This is a genomic window from Sphaerotilus sp. FB-3, from assembly GCF_023706025.1.
Lineage (GTDB): Bacteria > Pseudomonadota > Gammaproteobacteria > Burkholderiales > Burkholderiaceae_C > Sphaerotilus > Sphaerotilus sulfidivorans.
Map to the genome: position 1 here is coordinate 94,171 of NZ_BQWE01000031.1, position 21,862 is coordinate 116,032.

The window sequence follows — 21,862 nt, forward strand, 5'->3', positions numbered from 1 at the left end:
GCCTCAGTCCCACATCAGCAGTTCGGCCAGACGGCGCGTGACCCAGCGCGCCTCGTCCTCGGAGAAGCCGGACTCGGGCTGCGCCAGGCCCTGCTCGATGCGCACCAGCACCTCGTCCTCCGACACGCCCAGGTCGAAGTGGATGTGCTGCGCCTGCGCCACCAGCTGCTGCGACAGGTCCTCGCACAGCTCGTAGCGCTCGCGCACCTGCGCCACCGGCGTGCGCAGCCGGGTGCGGCTGCGGTCGCGGTGCAGGTCGAGGAAGGATTCGGGGAGGAGGATCTGGTTCTCGTCGGACATGGTGGCGCCAGTGTAGGCGCGCCGTCCTACAGCCTCCCGCGCCCACCGCCGATGCAGCCCGACCCGCCACGCGGCGACCATGACTCCCATGGAACGGCACTTCGCCGCACCAGCCAACACCCCCAAGGAGTCATGCCATGAACAAGGATCAAGTCGAAGGCCGTCTGGAAACCGTCAAGGGCCACATCAAGGAAGCCGCCGGCAAGGTGGTCGGCAACAAGGCGCTGGAGGCCGAAGGCCGCATCGACCAGGTCGCCGGCAAGACCCAGTCGAACTACGGCGACGCCAAGGAAAAGGCCGCCGACGCGGTCAAGAAGATCTGACCGGCCTGACGCCGGGCGCCTGACCCCTCGCCACCACGCCACGCTCGCCGGGAGAGCCTCCATGCTGCTGATCAATCGGGACCAGATCCAGGGCCGCCTCATGACAGCCCGCGGACTGATGAAGCGGGCCCTCGGCTGGGCCAGCCTGAACACGCTGATGCAGGCCGACGGCGAGCTCGACCGCATGGCGGGACTGCAGCAGGCACGCTTCGGCGACGCCTGCTGGCGGGTGGCGCGGCGCTCGGAGCAGGAACGCCTGCAGCGGATATGGTGACCACGCCCCGGCACCGATGGGCTGACGCCCTTTCCGACTCATTCGACCAGGAGACCGATCATGCTCAAGTGGGCTCTGATCTTCGCCGTGATTTCGCTGGTGGCCGGCCTGTTCGGCTTCACCGGCATGGCCGCCGGCGCGGCGGGCATCGCCAAGGTGCTGTTCGTGCTGTTCCTGCTGGTGGCCGTCGTGTTCCTGGTGCTCGGCTACAAGGGCGTGCGCGCCATCAGCCGATAGCGCCCGGCGTGGCCGCGGCCGACGACAGCGCGGGCCGGCCGACCAGGCTGGCCAGCAGCGCGCAGCCAGCCACGCCCGCCACCATCGGCAGCGCGCCGTGCGCATGGCCGCCCAGCGCCGACACCAGCGCCATCACCAGCGCGCCGCAGACCATCTGCACCGTGCCGATCAGCGCCGAGGCGGTGCCGGCGATCGCGCCGTGGCGGTCCAGCGCCAGCACCGGCACCGTCGGCGCCACCAGCCCCAGGCCGCCGTAGGCGACGAAGAGCAGCGCCACCAGCACCTCGAGCCGGTCGACGCCGGCGAGCGTCAGCGCCAGCAGCAGCGCGCTGGCCGCCAGATAGCCCGCCAGGCCGCGCCGGATCACCCACGGCAGACCGTGGCGCTGGCACAGCCGCACATTGAGCTGCGCCGCGCCGATGAAGGCCACCGCGTTCAGCCCGAACAGCAGGCCGTACTGCGTCGGCGTCACGCCGTGGTGCTCGATCATCACGAAGGACGAATGGCCCAGATAGGCCATGAAGCCCGACATCGCGAAGGCGCCGGTCAGCGCCAGCGCACGGAAATGGCCGTCGCGCAGCAGCTCGGCCACCGCCGCGAGCGTGCCCGCCAGCGTGGTGCCGCGGCGCGCCTCGACCGGGCGGCTCTCCTGCAGCTGCGTCAGCACCAGCGTCAGCGCGAGCAGCCCCAGCACGACGATGCAGCCGAAGATCCAGCGCCATCCCGCCAGCGCCACCACCAGGCTGCCGGCCAGCGGCGCCAGGATCGGCGAGACGCTGAACACCAGCATCAGCATCGCGCCCAGCCGCGCGGCCTCGACGCCGGTGTGCAGGTCGCGCACGACCGCGCGCGGAATGACCATGCCGGCGCAGGCGCCCACACCGGCGATGAAGCGCATCGCGATCAGCGTGCGCGCATCCGGCGCCAGCGCGCAGCCCAGGCTGCCCAGCACGAACAGCCCCAGCCCGACCATCAGCGGCACCCGCCGCCCGAAGCGATCCGACAGCGGCCCGTAGAGCATCTGGCACAGCCCGAGCGCGACGAAGAAGGCCGTCAGGCTCATCTGCACCTCGCCCGCGCTCGCGCCCAGCGCCTGCGCCATCTGCGGCATCGCCGGCAGGTACATGTCGATCGCGAACGGCCCGATCGCGGAGATCAGGCCCAGGATCAGGGCGTGGCGGAGCAGGGCAGCTTGGAACATCGGGCGGCAGGGCGGGCAAAGAGGGCATTGCACCATCTTCCGCGCGGCCGCGCCGGATCACACCCGTCATGCCAGCGCACCACCGCCCCCGTCATGCCCGCGCTCCCTCCCCGTCATGCCCGCGAAGGCGGGCACCCACGCAGGGCACGGCGGACGCCCATCGTGGGCCCTCGCCTGCGCGAGGGTGACGGGTGTCTCCAGTGTTTGTTGCGCAGTTCTTCACATTTCTTCGGCACACCGTCCAGCACAGGGATCAAGAACACAGCCTCCCTGCCACGCAATCCGGAAAAGGGAATTTCATAATTCGCAGCACTCTCCAGACATCCGGTACCGCAATTGACCCCCTACAACAGCCAGTACGTCGCATGGCAGCTTTCTCGTCGAATGAGCGGGGGCGGTCAGTCCGCAGATCTGCTGGCCTCCACGCTGGTGGATGCGCAGGTCGATCTGAACCCGCATCAGGTCGAGGCCGCGCTGTTCGCCTTCCGCAACCCGCTGTCGAAGGGCGTGATCCTGGCCGACGAGGTGGGGCTGGGCAAGACGATCGAGGCCGGCCTGGTGATCGCGCAGCGCTGGGCCGAGCGGCGCCGGCACATCCTGATCGTCGTGCCGGCCAACCTGCGCAAGCAGTGGCATCAGGAGCTGCTGGAGAAGTTCGGCATCGAGGCCCTGATTCTCGACAGCGACAGCCACAAGGGGCAGCGCGCCCAGGGCAACCCGCAGCCCTTCTTCCAGACCGCACGCCCGGTCATCTGCTCCTACCAGTTCGCCCAGCGCAAGGCCGATGAACTCCAGAGGGTGCGCTGGGATCTGGCGGTGCTGGACGAAGCCCACCGGCTGCGCAACGCCTGGCGACCGAACAACGTCATCGGCCGCACGCTGAAGGCGGCGCTGGGCTCGGTGCAAAAGGTGCTGCTCACGGCCACGCCGCTGCAGAACTCGCTGCTGGAGCTGTACGGGCTGGTCAGCCTGGTCGACGAGCGGGTGTTCGGCGATCTGGCGAGCTTTCGCGACCAGTTCGGCAACCTCCACCAGGCCGAGACCTTCGCCCGGCTGCGCAGCCGGCTGCAGAACGTCTGCACGCGCACGCTGCGCCGTCAGGTGCAGCCCTATGTCTCCTACACCCGTCGCATCCCGCTGGTCGAGACCTTCACGCCGTCGCAGGATGAGCAGGTGCTGCGGGAGCTGGTGGCCGAGTACCTGCGGCGGCCGTCGCTGAACGCCTTGCCGGCGGGACAGCGGCAGCTCATCTCGCTGGTGCTGTGGAAGCTGCTGGCGTCGAGCAGCTTCGCGATCGCTGGTGCGCTGGGCACGATGCTGGAGCGGCTGGAAGCGCAGCTCGCGGACCAGGGCGGTGACCCGTCCGGCCGGAACGATGGGCTGGTCGAGCGACTCGATCAGGACTACGAGGCGCTTGACGAGACCGCCGAGGAATGGAGCGAGCCGGAGCCAGCGCAGGATCGGGACCAGGATCAGGCGCTGCTCGACGAGGTCACCCGCCACGGGCTGGCGGCGGAGGTGGCCGAGCTGCAGGCCTTCCGGCATCTGGCGCTCAACATCCGCGACAACGTCAAGGGCGGCACGCTGCTGCAGGCGCTGGCCAAGGCCTTCGAGCAGACCGCCCGGCTCGGGGCGCAGCCCAAGGCCCTGATCTTCACCGAGTCGCGGCGCACGCAAGACTACCTGCTCGACCTGCTGGAGCGCGAGGGCAGTCCGTATGCCGGCCAGGTCGTGCTGTTCAACGGCACCAACACCGGGCCGCAGGCCCAGCGCATCTACCGCGACTGGCTGGCGCGTCATGCCGGCACCGACCGGATCACCGGCTCGAAGACCTCGGACATGCGCGCGGCGCTGGTCGAGCATTTCCGCGACCACGCCCGGATCATGATCGCCACCGAGGCTGGCGCCGAGGGCATCAACCTGCAGTTCTGTTCGCTGGTCATCAACTACGACCTGCCGTGGAACCCGCAGCGGGTGGAGCAGCGCATCGGCCGCTGCCACCGCTACGGGCAGAAGCACGATGTGGTGGTGGTCAACTTCGTCGATCTGAGCAACCCGGCCGACCGGCGGGTGTACGAACTGCTGGCGGTGAAGTTCCAGCTCTTCGAGGGCGTCTTCGGCGTCAGCGACGAGGTGCTGGGCACGATCAGCAGCGGCGTGGACTTCGAGCGCCGCATTGCCGAGATCTACCAGTCCTGCCGCACGCCGGAAGAGATCGAGACCTCGTTCCGGCAACTGCAGTCGGATCTGGCGGCCGAGATCAGCGATTCCATGATCAAGACGCGGCAGTTGCTGCTGGAGAACTTCGACGAGGCGGTGCAGGAGCGCCTGAGGCTGCGCGCGGTCGAGAGCCAGCAGGCCCGCGACCGGCACGAGCAGTGGCTGATGCAGCTCACGCGGGCCGAGCTGGGCGACGCAGCCCGTTTCGATGTGCAGGGCGACAGCTTCGCGCTGCGGCAGCCACCGGCCGGGCTGTCGCCCGAGGAAGCGCCGGCCGGGCGCTACGAGCTGCCCCGGCATGGCAGCGGCGAGGCGCATGTCTACCGGGTCGGGCATCCGCTGGCGCAGCACCTGATCGCCCGGGCGCGCGACCGGGTGCTGCCGGTGGCGCGGCTGGTGCTGGACTACGAGGCCTACGGCCGCAAGGTCTCGACGCTGGAGCCGCTGCGGGGCGCTCAGGGCTGGCTGGCGCTGAGCGTGCTGACGATCGCGTCGATGGGCGCGGCCGAGGACATCCTGCTGCTGGCGGCCACCGATGCCGACGGCCGGCCGCTACCCGACGAGGACGCCGAGAAGCTGCTGCGGCTGCCGGCTCGGGGGGTGGAGGAAGGCTCGGACGCGACGGCGCAGGTGCCGTCCCTGCTGGCGCTGGCGCTGGAGCGGCAGCAGCAGACCCGCGTCGAGGAGGTCAACCAGCGCAATCTGAGCCACTTCGACACCGAGGTGCAGAAGCTCGACGCCTGGGCGGACGATCTGAAGAACAGCCTGGAGCAGGAGGTCCGGGAAATCGACCGCGAGATCAAGGAGGTGCGGCGCACCGCGTCGGTGGCGGCCACGCTCGACGAGAAGCTGAGCCGGCAGAAGCGCCAGAAGGAGCTGGAAGGCAAGCGCAACCAGTTGCGGCGGCGCATCTTCGACCGGCAGGACGAGATCGACACGCAGCGGGGCCGTCTGATCGATGATCTGGAAAGTCGCCTGCAGCAGCGCCATGAGGTGCGCCGCCAGTTCGCGGTGCAATGGCAACTGGGCTGAGTCATTGGGCTGACCACGGGAGAACACATGTCCGCCACCAACTTCAAGACCGAGAACAACACCTACCGCAAGCTGATCGGCAACGGCCTGACCTACCGGATTCCGCGTTTCCAGCGCGACTACAGCTGGACGGACGAGGAATGGGAGGACCTGTGGGCTGACATCCTCGGCACCGTCTGCGATGGTGGGGAGCCGGCGCATTACATGGGTTATCTCGTGCTGCAGTCGCGCAACGAGAAGAGTTTCGATGTCATCGACGGCCAGCAGCGGCTCACCACGCTGAGCCTGATCGTGCTGGCGGTGCTGAGCAACCTCAAGCGGCTGGTGGCGGAGGGCAAGAACCCGGACCACAACCGCCAGCGGCTGGACCAGATCCGCAGCACCTACATCGGCTATCTGGACCCGGTGACGCTGGTGACGCAGAGCAAGCTCACGCTCAACCGCAACAACGACAGCTATTTCCAGAGCTATCTGGTGCCGCTGGGGCATCTGCCGGTGCGGGGTTTCCGGGCGTCCGAGCACAGCCTGCGCAAGGCGTTCGAGTGGTTCGAGCGGCGGGTGCGCGACCATGTGCGCAAGCAGGGCGGCGACGAGGGCGTGGCACTGGCAAGCCTGGTCGAGACGATGAGCGACCGGCTGTTCTTCACCGTCATCAGCGTGACCGACGAGCTGAACGCCTACAAGGTGTTCGAGACGCTCAACGCACGGGGCGTGCGGCTGTCGTCCACCGATCTGCTGAAGAACTACCTGTTCTCGGTGCTGCACAAGCAGCATGGCGAGCACCCGCACGAGATGCAGGCGCTGGAGGACCGCTGGGAGTCGATGGTCACGCGGCTGGGGGCGGAGAGTTTTCCGGATTTCCTGCGCAGCCACTGGAACAGCCGACGCACCTTTGTGCGCACCGGTGATCTGTTCAAGTCGATCCGCGGCAAGGTGGGCGACCGGGCAGCGGTGTTCGATCTGCTGCGTGGGATGGAGGAGGACATGGACACCTACCTCGCACTGACCAACCCGGAAGCGTCGCACTGGCCCGAGAAGCTCAAGGCCAGCGCCCAGCAGTTGCGCATGTTCCGGGTGCGGCAGTCGTTTCCGCTGATCCTGGCGGCGGCGCGGCATCTGGGCCTGGACGACCTGGGGCGGGTGCTGCGGGGTTGCGTGGTGATCGCCTTTCGCTACAACGTGATCGGCAACCTGCCCACCAACGATCAGGAGCGGGTGTATTACGGCGCAGCGCAGCGCATCATCGTGGCGGGCGCCGGGGGCGTCACGGCCAACACCATCCTGGAATCGCTGCACGAGATCTATCCGCGTGACGAGGCGTTCCGGGTCGCGTTCTCGGAGAAGGTGATTCGCACCAGCGATTCGCGCAACAACCGGGTGGTGCGCTACATCCTGTGCGCGCTGGAGCACCAGCACAGCGGGCAGGACTACGAGTTCGAGAGCGCCACGTTCAATGTCGAGCATGTGCTGCCGCAGCACCCGGGGCAGGGCTGGGAGCGGTTTTCCGAGGAGGAAATCGAGGCGATGACCTACCGCATCGGCAACATGGCCCTGCTGACGAAGGGCGCGAACAAGGATCTGGGCAATCTGGCGTATGAGGCCAAGCGGGCGGTGTACCAGGCGAGCAATTTCGGCCTGACGCAGAAGCTGGGGGACGAGAACGATCACTGGTCGCCCGAGCGCATCGAATCCCGCCAGAAGGGCCTGGCCAAGATCGCGACGGCCGTGTGGCGCATCGATCAACTTTCCTGAGCTGACATTTTCATGACCCGACAAAAACTCGAACTCACCTGGATCGGCAAGGACCAGCGCCCGCGCCTGGAGCCGCGCATCCTGCTGGAGAATCCGGCGCGCAGCCACCACGCGGCGCAGCGTGTCTCTGAAAACGACCTGTTCGACAACCGGCTGATCAAGGGCGACAACCTGCTGGCGCTGAAGGCGCTGGAGGCGGAATTCACGGGCAAGGTGAAATGTGTCTTCATCGACCCGCCGTACAACACGGGCAGCGCCTTCACGCATTACGACGACGGCCTGGAGCATTCGATCTGGCTCGGCCTGATGCGCGACCGCCTCGAAATCATCCGCAACCTGCTGTCCGACGATGGCTCGCTGTGGATCACGATCGACGACAACGAGGCGCATTACCTCAAGGTTCTGTGCGATGAGGTTTTTGGGCGTTCAAATTTCGTCGCAAATGCTGTTTGGCAAAAGAAATACACGATTTCCAATGATTCAAAATGGCTTGCGGAAACTCATGACCATGTTTTGATTTATGCAGTCCATAAGGAGAAGTGGCGCCCCAATCGCTTAGGCCGGACGGCGGAAATGGATAGCCGGTATAGGAATCCAGACAATCATCCCAAGGGTCCGTGGAAAGCAACGCCACTGTATGCAAAACGCACAGGCTCAGAAAAAGAGCAGGCATTTCAATTTAAATTTAAGAATGGGGTCGTTTGGTCGCCTCCTCCCGGGAACTCACCGCGATTTCCTGCGGATGCATTACGCCGAATGGACGAAAATAATGAAATTTGGTTTGGCATTGACGGCTCTGCCAATCCATCAAGGAAAACATTCCTTTCTGAACTAAAACTGGCTGACCCTCCTGCCCCCACGATTTGGTTACATACAGAGGCTGGCCACAATCACGAAGCACGAGACGAAGTCAAGAGTGTCAATCCAACTGACTCGTTCGCAACACCAAAACCAGAAAAGCTAATGAAGCGAGTGCTAGATCTAGCAACCAATCCGGGTGATCTGGTTCTTGATTCCTTCGCCGGTTCCGGCACGACCGGCGCCGTGGCGCACAAGATGGGTCGGCGGTGGATCATGGTGGAGATTGGCGAGCACGCCGACACGCACATCGTGCCGCGGCTGAAGAAGGTGATCGACGGGCAAGACCCGGGCGGCGTGACCGACGCGACCGGCTGGAAGGGCGGCGGCGGCTTCCGCTACTACACGCTCGCCCCCACGCTGCTGACCACCGACGCCTGGGGCAACCTCGTCATCAACCCCGAGTACAACGCCCCCATGCTCGCCGAGGCCATGTGCAAGCTCGAAGGCTTCACCTACGCCCCCTCCGAAACCCTGTGGTGGCAGCACGGCCGCAGCAGCGAGCGCGACTTCCTCTGCGTCACCACCCAGACCCTCGGCCTGCAGCAGCTCGAAGCCCTCGCCGACGAGGTCGGCCCCGAACGCTCGCTGCTGGTGTGCTGCAGCGCCTTCACCGGCATCAGCGCCACGGAGGCCGCCACCCGCTGGCCGAACCTCACGATCAAGAAGATCCCCAAGATGGTCAAGGACCGCTGCGAATGGGGCCACGACGACTACAGCCTGAACGTGTCGAACCTGCCGATGGCCAAGAAGCCAGCCGGGCCCGCGCAGGACGATCTGTTTGGTGGGGACGGCGCATGAGCGACCCGAACGCAGCCCCAGCGCCAGCACAGGAAGGCGAGTTCCTGCTCTACCAGACTGCCGATGCGCAAAGCAGAGTTCAGACCAGGCTTGTGGATGGCTCTCTCTGGTTGTCGCAACGACAGATGTCCGAGCTTTACCAGAAGGACGTGCGCACCATCAATGAGCATCTCAAGAACATCTACAACGACGGAGAGCTGGATCCTGCCTCAACTATCCGGAAATTCCGGATAGTTGCCCAGGAAGGCATCCGCACCGTTGAACGACAGGTAGACCACTACAACCTTGACGCCGTGCTGCATGTCGGCTATCGAGTGAGATCCCTCCGCGGAGCCCAGTTCCGCCAATGGGCCACCGAGACGCTGAAGGGCTATCTGACCAAAGGCTTCGTGCTGGATGACGATCGTTTCAAGCGTGGCGCAGATGCAGACTACTTCGAGGAGCTGCTGGCACGCATCCGCGACATCCGCTCCTCCGAGCAGGTTTTCTGGCGCAAGGTGCTCGACATCTACGCCACCAGCATCGACTACGACCCCCGCGCTGAGGCCGCACAACGCTTCTTTGCCACGGTGCAGAACAAGATGCACTGGGCTGCCCACGGCCACACTGCCGCAGAGCTGATCGCCCTGCGGGCCAATGCAGACCAGCCACAGGCCGGGTTGCTGACCTGGGCCGCCGCCTCCGAAGGGGGGGCGCCACGCAAGGCAGATGCGGTGATCGCCAAGAACTATCTGAACGCCCAAGAGCTGGAGGTCTTGAACCGCATCGTCACCGCCTACCTGGAATTTGCCGAGCTGCAGGCCCTGAACCGGCAGGCCATGACCATGGCGCAGTGGATCACCAAGCTGGACGATTTCCTGCGCCTATCGGGTCGCGAGGTGCTGCAACACGCCGGTCGCATCACCGCCGAGGCTGCACAGCAGAAAGCCACCACCCAGTTCGAGCTGTACCGCGAACGCCAGAAAGCGGTGCCAAGCCGAGCCGAGCAAGACTTCGAGGCCGCCTTGCTGCAGCCAGTCAAGGCACTGGAACGCACGCGCAAGATCACATCCGAACCAAAGAGCAAGACCAAGTCCGTCACACGGACCAAGAAGGGGAGCAGCGCATGAGCCAGCGCGACGTCAACGCCATCACCGGCCGCCTGAGCCTGCGGCCGCCACAACAGGAATCCCTGACCCGACTGGCCCGGGCCCTCACCGAACAGCCCGGCCTGCTGCGGCACGAGCGCAGCCCCGCCGACGTGGCGAACCTGCTCGCCGCGCTCAAGCCGCTGTTCCCGACGCTGCAGGACTTCGAGCGCGAGTTTCCGTCGCTGTGTTTCGCGCTGGCCACCGGCGTGGGCAAGACGCGGCTGATGGGGGCCTTCATCGCCTACCTGCACCAGGCGCACGGCATCCGCAACTTCTTCGTCCTCGCCCCCAACCTGACGATCTACGACAAGCTCATCACCGACTTCACCCCCAACACGCCCAAGTACGTGTTCAAGGGCGTCTCCGAGTTCGCCTTCGCCCACCCGGTCATCATCACCGGCGACACCTACGAGGAACGGGCCTCGGCGCTCGGCGACCTGTGGAGCGGCGTGCGCATCAACATCTTCAACATCGCCAAGATCAGCTCCGAGGTCCGTGGCGGCAAGGCCCCGCGCATCAAGCGCCTGTCGGAATACATCGGCCAGAGCTATTTCGACTATCTCGCCGCCCTGCCCGACCTCGTGCTGCTGATGGACGAGTCGCACCGCTACCGCGCCACGGCCGGCCTGCGCGCCCTCAACGAGCTGAAACCGGTGCTGGGGCTGGAGCTGACCGCCACCCCGTTCGTGGAAACCACGAAGGGCCCGGTGCCGTTCAAGAACGTCGTGCTCGACTACCCGCTGCGCCGCGCGATGGAAGACGGCTTCGTCAAGGAACCGGTCGTCGTCACGCAGCGCAACTTCGACGCCAAGGCGCTGCCGCCCGAGGAGGTCGAGCGCGTCAAGCTGCGCGACGGCGTGCGCCTGCACGAGGCCACCAAGGTCGAGCTGAAGACCTACGCCCGCACGCACGACGTGCGCGAGGTCAAGCCCTTCATGCTGATCATCGCCCGCGACACGGTGCACGCCGGGGCGCTGCTGGCGCACCTGCAATCCACCGACTTCTTCGAGGGCCGCTACCGCGGCAAGGTCATCCAGGTCGACAGCAGCAAGAGCGGCGCCGACGAGGAAGAGATGATCCGCAAGCTGCTGGCCGTCGAGCAGGTCAGCGAGCCGACCGAGATCGTCATCCACGTCAACATGCTGAAAGAGGGCTGGGACGTCACCAACCTCTACACCATCGTGCCGCTGCGCGCCGCCAACGCCCGCACGCTGGTGGAGCAGTCGATCGGCCGCGGCCTGCGCCTGCCCTACGGCCGGCGCACCGGCGTCGAGGCCGTGGACCGCCTGAACATCGTCGCGCACGACCGCTTCCAGGAGATCGTGGACGACGCCAACAAGCCCGACTCGCCGCTGCGCCAGATCCGCCGCATCGAGCTGGACCCGGAGCACGAGCAGCCGCAGCGCGCCCAGAGCCTGACCGTCGTGCCGAATCTGGCCAGCCGGCTGGGCCTGGCGCCCGCCACGTCCGGCGGCAGCTCGCCCGCGGCGGTGCCCCAGGAACAAGCCAACGCGACCACAGCGCCAGACAGCCCCCGCCTGCCATCGCCCGCGCCGGTCTTCACGACCGAGCCGGAGCGGCAGGCCGCCGTCAAGGTCATGGAGGTCATCGGCCGCTACGAGGCGCGCACGGCCGACACGCCGAACCGCCAGGCGCTGCTCAGGCCCGAGGTGCAGGCCCGCATCACCGCCGAGGTCCGGGAACTGCTGCCTCCGGCACAGGACAGCCTGCCGGGCATCGACGCCCCGACGACGGAAGTCGATCTGCAGGCCGTCGTGGCCCTGACCGTACAGGAGGTGGTGCGCCAGACCATCGACATCCCGCGCATCGCCGTGGTGCCTCAGGGCGAGGTCACCAGCGGCTTCACGCCGTTCACGCTCGACCTGACCGGCCTGCACCTGCAGCCGAAGGATCGTGCGCTGGTGCTGCAGCGCCTGCGAGACAACCAGCAGACCATCTTGTCAGCGGATACCGGCCCAAAGGAAAAACGGCTGGAGGACTACATCGTCCATGCGCTGATCGACTTCGACGACATCGACTACAACACCCAGGCCGGGCTGCTCTACGACCTGGCCAGCCAGATGGTGGCGCACCTGCGCAGCTACCTGAAGGACGACGACGAGGTTCACAACGTGCTGAGCCTGGACCGCAAGCTGATCGCGGACGAGATCCATGCCCAGATGATGGCCCACCATGTCGAGTCCGCCACCGCCTATGCGGTCGAGGTGCGCCGTGGCTTCACCGCGCTCAAGGAGCCCACCTTCACGATGGGCCCGGGCGAGCAGGTACGCCACTACCGCGACACGGTGCGCGAGCCCGGCCGCATCAAGCAGATGGTGTTCGGCCACTTCGAGCGCTGCCTGTTCCCGCTGCAGAAGTTCGACTCCGACACCGAACGCCGCTTTGCGGTCCTGCTGGAGCGTGACAGCGAGAAGTGGTTCAAGCCGGCCAAGGGCCAGTTCCAGCTCTACTACAAGTTCGGGGTGAACCAGCCGGAATACCTCCCGGACTTCGTCGCCGAGACGGCGGACACCCTGCTGATGGTCGAGACCAAGGCCAGCACCAGCCTGAACGATGCCGAGGTGCAGGCCAAGGCCGAGGCCGGCGCGACCTGGTGCAGCCACGCCACAACACACGCCAGCAAAACCGGCGGCAAGCCCTGGAAATACCTGCTCGTTCCGCATGAGCAGGTCACCGAGGACAAGGCGCTGGCGGACTTCCTGCGCTTCGAGCGTCAGGCCTGACCGGCCTTCACCTTCAGACGCCACGCATGCAGCAGCGGCTCGGTGTAGCCGCTCGGCTGTTCCTTGCCCTTGAAGACCAGATCCAGCGCGGCCTGGAAGGCGGCGCCCTGCGGGTTGGCGACCAGCGACTTGTAGGCGGCGTCACCGGCGTTCTGTGCGTCGACCTTGGCGGCCATGCGGCTGAAGGACTCGCGCACCTGGCTTTCAGTCACCACGCCGTGGTGCAGCCAGTTGGCGACGTGCTGGCTGGAGATGCGCAGCGTCGCGCGGTCTTCCATCAGGCCGATGTCGTTGATGTCGGGCACCTTCGAGCAGCCCACGCCCTGGTCGACCCAGCGCACCACATAGCCCAGGATGCCCTGGATGTTGTTGTCGATCTCCTGCTGCTTCTCGGCCTCGGACCACTTGGCTTCGGCGACCACGGGAATGGTCAGCAGGTCGGTCAGCAGCTTGTCGGTGACGGCCGCGTTGCCGGCGTCACCGCTGGCCTCGATCGCCTTCTGCACGTCCGACACCAGCACCTGGTGGTAGTGCAGCGCGTGCAGCGTGGCGGCGGTCGGGCTCGGGGTCCAGGCGGTGTTGGCGCCGGCCTTCGGGTGGCCGATCTTTGCCTTCAGCATCTCGGCCATCAGGTCCGGCATCGCCCACATGCCCTTGCCGATCTGGGCGCGGCCGCGCAGGCCGCAGGCCAGGCCGATCAGCACGTTGCGGCGCTCGTAGGCGGCGATCCAGCTGCTCGTCTTGATGTCGCCCTTGCGCATCATCGGGCCGGCCAGCATGGCGGTGTGCATCTCGTCGCCGGTGCGGTCGAGGAAGCCGGTGTTGATGAAGGCCACGCGCGACGAGGCGGCGGCGATGCAGGCCTTCAGGTTGACCGAGGTGCGGCGCTCCTCGTCCATGATGCCCAGCTTGACGGTCGAGTCGGCCAGGCCCAGCAGCTGCTCGACGCGGCCGAACAGCTCGGCGGCGAAGGCCACTTCGGCCGGGCCGTGCATCTTCGGCTTGACGATGTAGACCGAGCCCTTGCGCGAGTTGCGCAGGCCCGGCGTGCCCAGGCCCTTGAGGTCATGCAGCGCGATGGTCGTGGTGATGACCGCGTCCATGATGCCTTCGGGGATCTCGCGGCTGTCGGCGCCCCACAGGATGGCCGGGTTGGTCATCAGGTGGCCGACGTTGCGCACGAACAGCAGGCTGCGGCCGTGCAGCACCACTTCGCCCTGGCCGCTGGCGGCCGAGTAGACGCGGTCGGCGTTCAGGCCGCGCGTCATTTCCTTGCCGCCCTTCGAGAAGGTCTCGGTCAGCGTGCCGCGCAGGATGCCCAGCCAGTTGCGGTAGCCGACCAGCTTGTCCTCGGCGTCCACCGCGGCGACCGAGTCTTCCAGGTCGAGAATCGTCGACAGCGCGGCTTCCACCACCACGTCGGACACGCCGGCGGCGTCGCTGGCGCCGATGACGGTCGAGCGGTCGATGCGGATGTCGATGTGCAGGCCGTTGTGCGCCAGCAGGATGCTGGTCGGGCTGGCGGCCTCGCCCTGGTAGCCGACCAGCTGGGCCGGGACTTCCAGGCCGGTGAGGGCGCCGCCGGTGGTCTTGACCACCAGCTGGCCGGCCTCGACCGCGTAGCCTGCGGCGGCCTTGTGGCTGGCGTTGACCAGCGGCGCGGCCTGGTCGAGGAAATCGCGGGCGAAGGCGATGACCTTGGCGCCGCGCGCCGGGTTGTAGCCACGGCCCTTCTCGGCGCCGCCTTCTTCGGAGATGGCGTCGGTGCCGTACAGCGCGTCATAGAGCGAGCCCCAGCGCGCGTTGGCGGCGTTCAGCGCATAGCGGGCGTTCAGGATCGGCACCACCAGCTGCGGGCCGGCCTGGATGGCCAGCTCGTCGTCGACGTTGGCGGTCGTGGTCTGCACCTCGGCCGGCACCGGCACGATGTAGCCGATCTTCTCCAGGAAGGCGCGGTAGGCGGCCATGTCGGCGACCGGGCCCGGGTTGGCCTGGTGCCAGCCGTCCATCTCGGTCTGGATGCGGTCGCGCTCCAGCAGCAGCGCGGCGTTCTTCGGCGCCAGGTCGCGCACGATCGCATCGAAGCCGGCCCAGAAGGCGGCCGAGTCGACGCCCGTGCCCGGCAGGACCTGGTCCTCGACGAAGCGGAACAGCTCGGTGGCCACTTGCAGGCCGTGGATGGAGGTGCGGTCGGTCATGGTGTCAGCCTCGGATGAACGGTGAAGGAGGTGGAACGGATCAGATCAGGTCAGAAGAAGCCGAGCACGTCGCGCAGGCTGGTGCCGGTGCGGGTGGGCTCGGTGCCGAGCGGGTCCAGCGGCAGGCCGGCGCGGTTGACCCACAGCGTGGTGTAGCCGAACCAGGTGGCGCCGATGGCGTCCCAGCCGTTGCTGGAGACGAAGAGGATCTGGCGCGCATTCAGGCCCAGCGTCTTCGGGCCGAGCGCGTAGGCGCGCGGGTCGGTCTTGAAGGCCCGCGCCGGCTCGACGCTGATGACATGGTCGAGCAGCGGCCCCAGGCCGGCGCTGCGCACCGCGATGCCGAGCATGCCGGGATCGCCGTTGCTCAGGATGCCGGCCGGAATGCCGCGCGCCTTCAGGCCTTCGAGCACCTCGCGCACCTCGGGGAATGCGCTCAGGTGCCGGTACTGGTTCATCAGCGCCAGTTCGACATCGGTGTCGAGCACCTGGCCGAGCCGCGCGCAGGCGAAGCGCAGCGCATCGCGCGTCAGCTCCCAGAACGGGCGATAGCGCGAGCCGTCGGGCGCGCTCATCGTCACCAGCCGGGTGTATTCGATCTGCTTGTCGCGCCACAGCAGCGCCAGCGCCTCGCCGCGGCCGGGAAAGCGCTGCTCGGCCACCAGCGCCACGCTGTAGACATCGAACAGCGTGCCGTAGGCGTCGAACAGGACGGCCTGGGGGGCGGTGGTGGCGGACAGCTTGTGCATGGTGGACGCCACTGTATTGCAACCTTACAAGATCATTGATGGCTTGAAAATCCAATGATTTGTGACTGAAATGCGTGTAATTCCTGAACTGAGGACTTGTCGCCCGCGCGCTCCCCGAGGGACCGGAGAGAGGGAAGGAGGGAGCGAAGGGGCAAGCCTCGACCCAGCACGCCGCGGCGGTGAAGCCGCGCAGGCGTGTCGGGCTGGCCCCTGGGCGTGGACGGCATGACGCGGACCATCGGTCGGTCAGTCGGTCGCATTCGGGGGTCGCGGGCGGTTTCGACGCGCGCGACAGGCTGCCTTCAGGGCTCGAACGCCCCACCACACCCGTGGCAGCTTGCGCCTCTGGGTCGCCGGTGTCGTGGTTCCCGCTCTACCGGCGTGGGTGGCCCGCGCGCCGAGCCGGGACGCGCACAGGGGGCGACAAGTCCGTGGAAGAGAACCCCTGTGGCGTGACGTGCAGACGCGCGAACGCCGACGGGCGCCCCACGGTGTGCGGGGCGCGCGGAGTCGGTCGGTCCGTGGTGAGCGGGGTCAGCGCAGGCGCGGCGGGCGGCGCAGCCAGCAGGGGATCAGACGAGCGGGGAAATGGAGGGCGTCAGCCATGAATGGCTCCTTGCGACAGGTTCGAACCTGCCTCCCTCCCTGCCAAGAGAGGGGTGGCAGACCGTGCGGGTTGGCAGACCGGGCAAGGACCGGCAGGGGTTGCCCCCTCCCACACGGCCCGCCATAGACGAAGCCATGCGCGCAGCTCACGCGCCGTAGGGACGTGAAAAAGCCGCGTCGGGCGCGGCTGCTGCGCCTTGCTTCCGGGCTGCCAAGCCCGTGCTCGCAGTAGGTGCGAGCGGCGCGAATCGTACATCAACAACGGCCGAAACCGCCGCGTCGGTCGATCAGACTTTGATTTGGAACCTCCGATAGTCCCCCAGGCGTTCGGACTCCTTGACGCTGTCGTGTGGGATCAGCAGGTACATCCACGGCTTCGCCCCCACGGATGCGGCATGGTCCGAGGCGTGTTGGCACCACTTCGCTGCCGCCGCAGCCTTGGCCTGCACTTCCTGCGTGTCGATGTCCGTGCGTGCCTTGGTCTCGGCCATGAAAATGACCGACTCAGTTTCCACGACAAAATCAGGCACGTATTCAGGCTGCTCTGATCCGAGCTTGTAGTAGATCTGGAACTGCCCCTTGGCGGGCTTCATCCATTTCAATGCGTCGCGCTCCAGAATAATGGCAAACCGGCGCTCGGTGTCGGAATCGAATTTCTGCAAGGGATACAGGCAGCGTTTGAACTCGCCGAACAGCATCTGCTTGATCTTGCCCAGATCGGTCACGGTTTCGCGGACGTTCCGAATGGGCTGCCCTGCCGTGGTGGTGTAGTGGCAAGGTTTCAATGCGGTGAATCCTCGACTGACTTCGACCGTGTAATCGGTGGCGGTTTCCCAGAAATGGGACAGCATGTCCGCACGGATCAGGCGGGCCAGCTCGCCGCCGAATGTGTCCAGAATCTGGTGAAGCTCGCTGTCGGCGTAATTTTGCTGCTGATAGTGGGCGACGGCTTGCCCGGCCAGGTCGTACAGCAGCTCGGCCTGTGTGAAGTAGTCAATGTCATCAAAGTCCACCAGCTTTTTGACGATGTAGTCTTCCAGACGTTTTTCCCGGATGCCGCTTTCTCTTTTTAAGGTGAACTGAGTATCAGTTCGCAGCTCTTTTCCATAGATTTCACGCTCACCCGGCTGGAAATTGGGCAGGGTTCCCAGTTTGAAGGGGTGGAATCCGGTGGTGACTTGACCTGTCGGGACTACCGTGATGCGCGGGATGTCGATGGTCTGCTGAACCACGGCAGCGGTGGTTTTCTCGACCACGGCAGAAAGGTCCAAGGGTGGTGTGCCTGCTTCGGTTTCTGTCAGCAAGCTGCCTTGGCCGGGTTGGAGCTGGGCGGTGACTTCGGCCAGGATCTCACGTTGAACTTCTGGTGTCAGCAAGGCGCCGCTGGTTGGGGCAAACTCGGGCTTGGCTTCATAGCGCCCGATGACTTCCATCACCACGCGAGCAGCCTTTTTCTCCTCCTCTGTCGTGAAGATTGGGGCCGGCTGGTCGGCTTGACCCTTCTCCGCTGAATCGGCTGTATCGGCCAGGCCCAGCGTGGCCATCACGTTGGGATTGGTCTGCTTGCTGATTTTCTTTTCGTCCGCATTGGTTGCTTCAAGAATCACCTGCTTGAGGCGTATCGGTGAATCTCCCCGATTGGCCTCGTCGATGATTTCCTGAAACTTGTCGTGCGCGACGATGTTCAGCCGGTCCACGGTGGCGACGCCGGTACGCTTGCCATAAGGCAGGCGCAGCCCTCGGCCGATGGATTGCTCGATCAGCGTGCGTGCATTGGCGGCCCGCAGTGGCACGATGGTGTAGAGGTTGGTGACATCCCAGCCTTCCTTGAGCATGTTGACGTGAATCACGATCTCGGTGGACGAGTCCGGGTTTTCAACTTCCAACAGCCGCTTGATCATGTCCTCTTCTTCGGCGCCCGTCTTCGAGGAATCGACCTGAATCACCTTGCCCTGATACCGTCCTTCGTAGAACTGACCCGATTCCAGCAAGGTCTTGAGCTGCCCCGCGTGGGTGGTGTCTCGGGCGATCACCAGCATGAAGGGCTTGACCTCCTTCACGCCATTTTCCCGGGCGTAGGTCAGCAGGTCGGCCTTGGTGCTTTCATGCAAGCGGATACCGTCTTCCAGCTTGATTTTTTCAACCTCTTCCGGCGTGTGGTTCTTGGCGTTGAAGTTGCGCTGCGTGACGGCGGCCGGTTCCTTGACAAAACCATCGGCCATGGCGCGTGACAGCGGGTAGTCCATCACCACGTTCTTGAATGGAAGGGGGCCGCGTGTAGTTTCGACAAAAGGGGTGGCGGTGACTTCCAGTCCGAACAGTGGCCGGAGTTCGTTGATGGAGCGCATGCCGGCCTGGGCGCGGTAGCGGTGCGATTCATCCATCAGCAGCACGAGGTCGGGCAGGTTGGCCAGGTGGTTGAAATAACTGTCGCCCAGCACTTCCTTCATCCGCTTGATGCGTGGTTCCTTGCCGCCGCGCACCTCGGAATTGATCTTGGAAATGTTGAAGATGTTGATCCGCACGTCGTGGGCGAACCCTGCCGGCAGGTCTTGCACGACGGCGCCGGTCTGGTCGTAGTTGTCGCCCGTGATGACCAGCGGGGCTTGCTGGGCAAACTCGGCGATGCCCTTGAACACGTATTTCGGTGTGTTCCGTTCGAAGTCCTTGATCAGCTTGTTGTAGATGGTCAGGTTCGGCGCGAGCACGAAAAAATTGTTGATGCCGTGCGCCAGGTGCAGGTAGGCGATGAAGGCGCCCATCAGCCGCGTCTTGCCGACCCCGGTGGCGAGCGCGAAGCACAGCGAAGGAAACTCCCGCTCGAAGTCTTGTAGCGTCGGGAATTCGGCCTTCAGCGTGGACAGCAAGGCGGTCAGGTCGCGCTGGTGGCCGAGCATTTCGGGGGCGGCCGACAGCGCCTGGATCAGTTTGGCCAGCGAGTCGGACTGCGGGGGGCGCAGTGACAGGCGCCCGCTGACGTGGTGTTGCACGCGGGTGTGGTTCATGCGCTTTTTCCCTGCTGGCGCAATTGGTCTGCGGACAGTTTGATGATTTCTTCGCCCTGCACGATCACGATGCCGGTGTCGGTTTGCAACGCGGTCTGGCGGGCCAATGCGGCGGCGCGCTGGATGGCTTGCAAGGAGGTGCGCAGGTCCGGGTCTTTGGCCTGGGACAATTCTTGTAGCGTCATTCGTTTTCTCCCCATTCAATCAGCACGGGCTGGGCGCCGGCGTTGTCGTACAGCGCCCAGGCGTGGACGCTGGGGCGGTAATGTTGATGAAAATTGCGGATGCCGGCGTCAAAGCGGCGTCGGATCACATCCGGTTCGATGTTGTGACCGCCTTGTCTGACCCGCGCTGCCACGCGGGCAATGGCGGCTTCGGCGGTGGGCAGGGCCAGGAAAAACAGGCTGATGTGGTAACCCAGCGTGCGCCATTCGCGGATGTGGCGTAGGTAGGTCAAACCGGACAGGGTGGTTTCCAGGGCGAAGCTGTCGCCGCGTTGGGTGCATTCGGCGATTTCTTGCAACATCAAGCGGCCGGCTTTGAGCGCGGCGGCTTCTGGCGCGAAAGGCGAGAGGCCGGCGGCGATCAGGTCGGCATTGATGAAGCGCGGGCATTGCGCCTCGGCCGGCAGGAACGAGCGGGCGAACGTGGTTTTGCCCGCGCCGTTGGGGCCGGCGATGATGATGATTTTTTTCTGCGGAGTCATGGGGCGTTGCCGCCGAACATGTCTTTGGTGCCCGTGTCAGCAGGTGGTTTGCCGCGCCGTGCTGCGGTGCCTGTGGTGGCGGGGTCAGACGCTGGTGTTGGGGCGGCCAGCGGGAGGTTTGCCACGTTCAGGCTGTAGTCGTCGTGGCCCCATTCGCAGCGGGACAACACCATCTTGGGAATCTTCTTCAGCGTCAGGTTCGGCCAGCGGTCGGTGGCTTGGTCAGCGGTGATGCCGTGGAAGGCGGCGCAGCACACCAGCAGGCTGTTGTCACTGCCTACGTCGTCCGAGATGGCTTGCAATTGCTCGGCGGACAGGTTTTGTGTGGTGACATAGAGAAAGTCTCGCTCGCTGGAATGGCCTTGTTGCCACCAACGGATTTCTGACGGGGCGTAGGTGAAGCCTTCCAGCTTGCACAGGGCTTCGGCCAGTTGGGCGGCGTTGTATTCGGGGTTGATTACTGGGTTTCCCCAGCGGTCATTGACTATCAAACTTGGAGCAAGTTTGTAGTAACGAAAACCTCCGCCGCCTTGCCATCCCGTTGCTTCAGTAATGCCACCAGTGTCGTTGCCGTCGATGACCTTTCTTAGGCGAGGAATGATATGCGTATGACAGTGCTCGCCCAATTCAACCATTATCCAGCGCCGCCCCATCTTCTGTGCAACAGCGCCAGTGGTGCCGGAGCCGGCAAAAGAGTCGAGTACGATGTCGTTGCGTTCAGTGGACATATCCAGAATGCGCTGAATCATGTCCTCCGGTTTTGGCGTATCAAAAACACCATCTTCGCCAAAAATTAATTTTTGGTGTGCTTTTGTTTGTCTAGTCGTATCAAGATCATTCCAAATGGTCGGGTATGGACGAGAAGGATTAGCTGGTGCGTATTCCCGTGTGTATGGAACCCACCGTGCGCCATCTACCCCTTCTCTTTTTTTCCATACCAATTCATTTTTTTGAATTAACTCATCAACTGATTTCTGACCAAGAGCCCAACGTGCCTCCCGGCCATCATCATGGATAGGCAGCACTTCCGTGCCATCAGGCGCAACGATTGGAAAGAACATAGATGGTCTGTCCGTGCGGAGGCTACTTTTGCCATTTTTCTTTAGTAGGCGATCACGATATGGCTTGTCTGATTCTTTATCGGGCGGTCGATAAGCGTCAACAATAGAATTATCGGGTTGCTGTTTAAATGGGCGCAGCCCTGGTGATTTACTAAAACACAAAATATATTCGTGATCAGGCGTAATTGGGACTTTGTTGTCGTTTGGACTGTCCACTTTTCTCCAAATAAATGATGCAACAAAGCATCCGCGCCCCAATATTTCATCGCACAAAACCTTCAGGTAGTGTGCTTCATTGTCGTCGATTGTTATCCAAAGTGAACCGTCTTCTGATAGTAGACGTTTAATAATTTCTAGGCGATCACGTATCAGGCCGAGCCAAATAGAATGCTCTAGGCCGTCGTCATAATGTGCAAAAGCACTGCCTGTATTGTATGGGGGGTCAATAAATACGCATTTAACTTTTCCGGCGAACTCCTGTTCTAGTGCCTTCAGCGCCAATAGGTTGTCGCCAAAAATTAAGCGATTGTCGAAAATGTCGTTTTCTGAAACGCGCTGCTTGGCGTGATATGACTTTGTGGGATCTTCGACTAAAATGCGCGGCTCCAGCTTCGGGCGCTTTTCCTTGCCGATCCAGGTGAGTTCGAGTTTTTGTTTGGTCATCA

At 64.6% G+C, this 21,862-nt stretch carries 16 protein-coding genes; 8 read left to right on the top strand and 8 right to left on the bottom strand.

The features are described 5' to 3' along the window. Window positions 1–3 precede the first annotated feature (3 nt). Entirely contained in the window at window positions 4–300 is a 297-nt protein-coding gene (locus NFT33_RS12470; RefSeq protein ID WP_251675760.1) for a hypothetical protein, read from the bottom strand. A gap of 137 nt (window positions 301–437) precedes the next feature. On the opposite strand from NFT33_RS12470, the gene NFT33_RS12475 reads away from it, so the two are divergent. The 3 genes from NFT33_RS12475 (at window position 438) to NFT33_RS12485 (ending at window position 1,134) form a co-directional block, all read left to right on the top strand. Beyond that, window positions 438–623, top strand: a complete 186-nt coding sequence (locus NFT33_RS12475; RefSeq protein WP_220786369.1) for a CsbD family protein — start codon at window positions 438–440, stop codon at window positions 621–623. A gap of 61 nt (window positions 624–684) precedes the next feature. After that, entirely contained in the window at window positions 685–897 is a 213-nt protein-coding gene (locus tag NFT33_RS12480) for a CsbD family protein (protein WP_251675762.1), read from the top strand. A gap of 60 nt (window positions 898–957) precedes the next feature. Continuing rightward, window positions 958–1,134 carry a DUF1328 family protein gene (locus NFT33_RS12485; protein ID WP_149505004.1) on the top strand — a complete coding sequence of 59 codons (177 nt, stop codon included), beginning with the start codon at window positions 958–960 and terminating at the stop codon, window positions 1,132–1,134. Here NFT33_RS12485 and NFT33_RS12490 read toward each other — a convergent pair. After that, window positions 1,124–2,335, bottom strand: coding sequence for a multidrug effflux MFS transporter (locus tag NFT33_RS12490; protein WP_251675764.1), 1,212 nt, complete (start codon window positions 2,333–2,335; stop codon window positions 1,124–1,126). The genes NFT33_RS12485 and NFT33_RS12490 overlap by 11 nt on opposite strands. A 336-nt stretch (window positions 2,336–2,671) precedes the next feature. Between NFT33_RS12490 and NFT33_RS12495 the strand changes: the two genes are divergently transcribed. Genes NFT33_RS12495 through NFT33_RS12515 form a run of 5 tightly spaced genes read left to right on the top strand, consistent with a single transcriptional unit; the run spans window position 2,672 to window position 12,872 of the window. Next, window positions 2,672–5,587 carry an SNF2-related protein gene (locus NFT33_RS12495; protein ID WP_376744156.1) on the top strand — a complete coding sequence of 972 codons (2,916 nt, stop codon included), beginning with the start codon at window positions 2,672–2,674 and terminating at the stop codon, window positions 5,585–5,587. Window positions 5,588–5,614: 27 nt separating this feature from the next. Continuing rightward, window positions 5,615–7,339: a DUF262 domain-containing protein gene (locus NFT33_RS12500; protein ID WP_251675768.1), complete on the top strand. Its 1,725-nt coding sequence runs from the start codon at window positions 5,615–5,617 to the stop codon at window positions 7,337–7,339. A 12-nt stretch (window positions 7,340–7,351) separates the two neighbouring features. Further along, on the top strand, window positions 7,352–8,998 hold the full coding sequence (locus NFT33_RS12505; RefSeq protein ID WP_251675770.1) for a site-specific DNA-methyltransferase: 1,647 nt from the start codon (window positions 7,352–7,354) through the stop codon (window positions 8,996–8,998). Continuing rightward, window positions 8,995–10,107, top strand: coding sequence for a virulence RhuM family protein (locus NFT33_RS12510; protein WP_251675772.1), 1,113 nt, complete (start codon window positions 8,995–8,997; stop codon window positions 10,105–10,107). Before NFT33_RS12505 ends, NFT33_RS12510 begins: the two co-directional genes overlap by 4 nt. Beyond that, window positions 10,104–12,872 carry a DEAD/DEAH box helicase gene (locus NFT33_RS12515; RefSeq protein WP_251675774.1) on the top strand — a complete coding sequence of 923 codons (2,769 nt, stop codon included), beginning with the start codon at window positions 10,104–10,106 and terminating at the stop codon, window positions 12,870–12,872. Before NFT33_RS12510 ends, NFT33_RS12515 begins: the two co-directional genes overlap by 4 nt. Here NFT33_RS12515 and NFT33_RS12520 read toward each other — a convergent pair. The 6 genes from NFT33_RS12520 to NFT33_RS12545 all read right to left on the bottom strand — a co-directional run bounded on the left by NFT33_RS12520 (window position 12,863) and on the right by NFT33_RS12545 (window position 21,860). Beyond that, window positions 12,863–15,070: a malate synthase G gene (locus NFT33_RS12520; protein WP_251675775.1), complete on the bottom strand. Its 2,208-nt coding sequence runs from the start codon at window positions 15,068–15,070 to the stop codon at window positions 12,863–12,865. The two genes, NFT33_RS12515 and NFT33_RS12520, sit on opposite strands and share 10 nt — an antisense overlap. Window positions 15,071–15,120: 50 nt before the next feature. After that, window positions 15,121–15,819, bottom strand: a complete 699-nt coding sequence (locus tag NFT33_RS12525) for a haloacid dehalogenase type II (RefSeq protein ID WP_251675777.1) — start codon at window positions 15,817–15,819, stop codon at window positions 15,121–15,123. A gap of 893 nt (window positions 15,820–16,712) precedes the next feature. Beyond that, window positions 16,713–19,430 (bottom strand): DEAD/DEAH box helicase, encoded by a 2,718-nt coding sequence (locus NFT33_RS12530; RefSeq protein ID WP_251675780.1) that lies wholly within the window; start codon window positions 19,428–19,430, stop codon window positions 16,713–16,715. After that, window positions 19,427–19,615 carry a hypothetical protein gene (locus NFT33_RS12535; RefSeq protein ID WP_251675782.1) on the bottom strand — a complete coding sequence of 63 codons (189 nt, stop codon included), beginning with the start codon at window positions 19,613–19,615 and terminating at the stop codon, window positions 19,427–19,429. The genes NFT33_RS12530 and NFT33_RS12535 overlap by 4 nt, the downstream gene beginning before the upstream one ends. Further along, window positions 19,612–20,136 carry an ATPase gene (locus NFT33_RS12540; RefSeq protein WP_251675784.1) on the bottom strand — a complete coding sequence of 175 codons (525 nt, stop codon included), beginning with the start codon at window positions 20,134–20,136 and terminating at the stop codon, window positions 19,612–19,614. The genes NFT33_RS12535 and NFT33_RS12540 overlap by 4 nt, the downstream gene beginning before the upstream one ends. Continuing rightward, window positions 20,133–21,860, bottom strand: coding sequence for a site-specific DNA-methyltransferase (locus NFT33_RS12545; RefSeq protein WP_251675786.1), 1,728 nt, complete (start codon window positions 21,858–21,860; stop codon window positions 20,133–20,135). The genes NFT33_RS12540 and NFT33_RS12545 overlap by 4 nt, the downstream gene beginning before the upstream one ends. Window positions 21,861–21,862: the final 2 nt, after the last annotated feature.

Excerpts from the sequence above, each read along its gene's own strand:
- NFT33_RS12500 (WP_251675768.1), top strand. The coding sequence starts at position 5,615 with ATGTCCGCCACCAACTTCAAGACCGAGAACAACACCTACCGCAAGCTG.
- NFT33_RS12480 (WP_251675762.1), top strand. The coding sequence starts at position 685 with ATGCTGCTGATCAATCGGGACCAGATCCAGGGCCGCCTCATGACAGCC.
- NFT33_RS12525 (WP_251675777.1), bottom strand. The coding sequence starts at position 15,819 with ATGCACAAGCTGTCCGCCACCACCGCCCCCCAGGCCGTCCTGTTCGAC.
- NFT33_RS12485 (WP_149505004.1), top strand. The coding sequence starts at position 958 with ATGCTCAAGTGGGCTCTGATCTTCGCCGTGATTTCGCTGGTGGCCGGC.
- NFT33_RS12505 (WP_251675770.1), top strand. The coding sequence starts at position 7,352 with ATGACCCGACAAAAACTCGAACTCACCTGGATCGGCAAGGACCAGCGC.
- NFT33_RS12515 (WP_251675774.1), top strand. The coding sequence starts at position 10,104 with ATGAGCCAGCGCGACGTCAACGCCATCACCGGCCGCCTGAGCCTGCGG.
- NFT33_RS12475 (WP_220786369.1), top strand. The coding sequence starts at position 438 with ATGAACAAGGATCAAGTCGAAGGCCGTCTGGAAACCGTCAAGGGCCAC.
- NFT33_RS12490 (WP_251675764.1), bottom strand. The coding sequence starts at position 2,335 with ATGTTCCAAGCTGCCCTGCTCCGCCACGCCCTGATCCTGGGCCTGATC.
- NFT33_RS12545 (WP_251675786.1), bottom strand. The coding sequence starts at position 21,860 with ATGACCAAACAAAAACTCGAACTCACCTGGATCGGCAAGGAAAAGCGC.
- NFT33_RS12470 (WP_251675760.1), bottom strand. The coding sequence starts at position 300 with ATGTCCGACGAGAACCAGATCCTCCTCCCCGAATCCTTCCTCGACCTG.
- NFT33_RS12540 (WP_251675784.1), bottom strand. The coding sequence starts at position 20,136 with ATGACTCCGCAGAAAAAAATCATCATCATCGCCGGCCCCAACGGCGCG.
- NFT33_RS12535 (WP_251675782.1), bottom strand. The coding sequence starts at position 19,615 with ATGACGCTACAAGAATTGTCCCAGGCCAAAGACCCGGACCTGCGCACC.
- NFT33_RS12530 (WP_251675780.1), bottom strand. The coding sequence starts at position 19,430 with ATGAACCACACCCGCGTGCAACACCACGTCAGCGGGCGCCTGTCACTG.
- NFT33_RS12510 (WP_251675772.1), top strand. The coding sequence starts at position 8,995 with ATGAGCGACCCGAACGCAGCCCCAGCGCCAGCACAGGAAGGCGAGTTC.
- NFT33_RS12520 (WP_251675775.1), bottom strand. The coding sequence starts at position 15,070 with ATGACCGACCGCACCTCCATCCACGGCCTGCAAGTGGCCACCGAGCTG.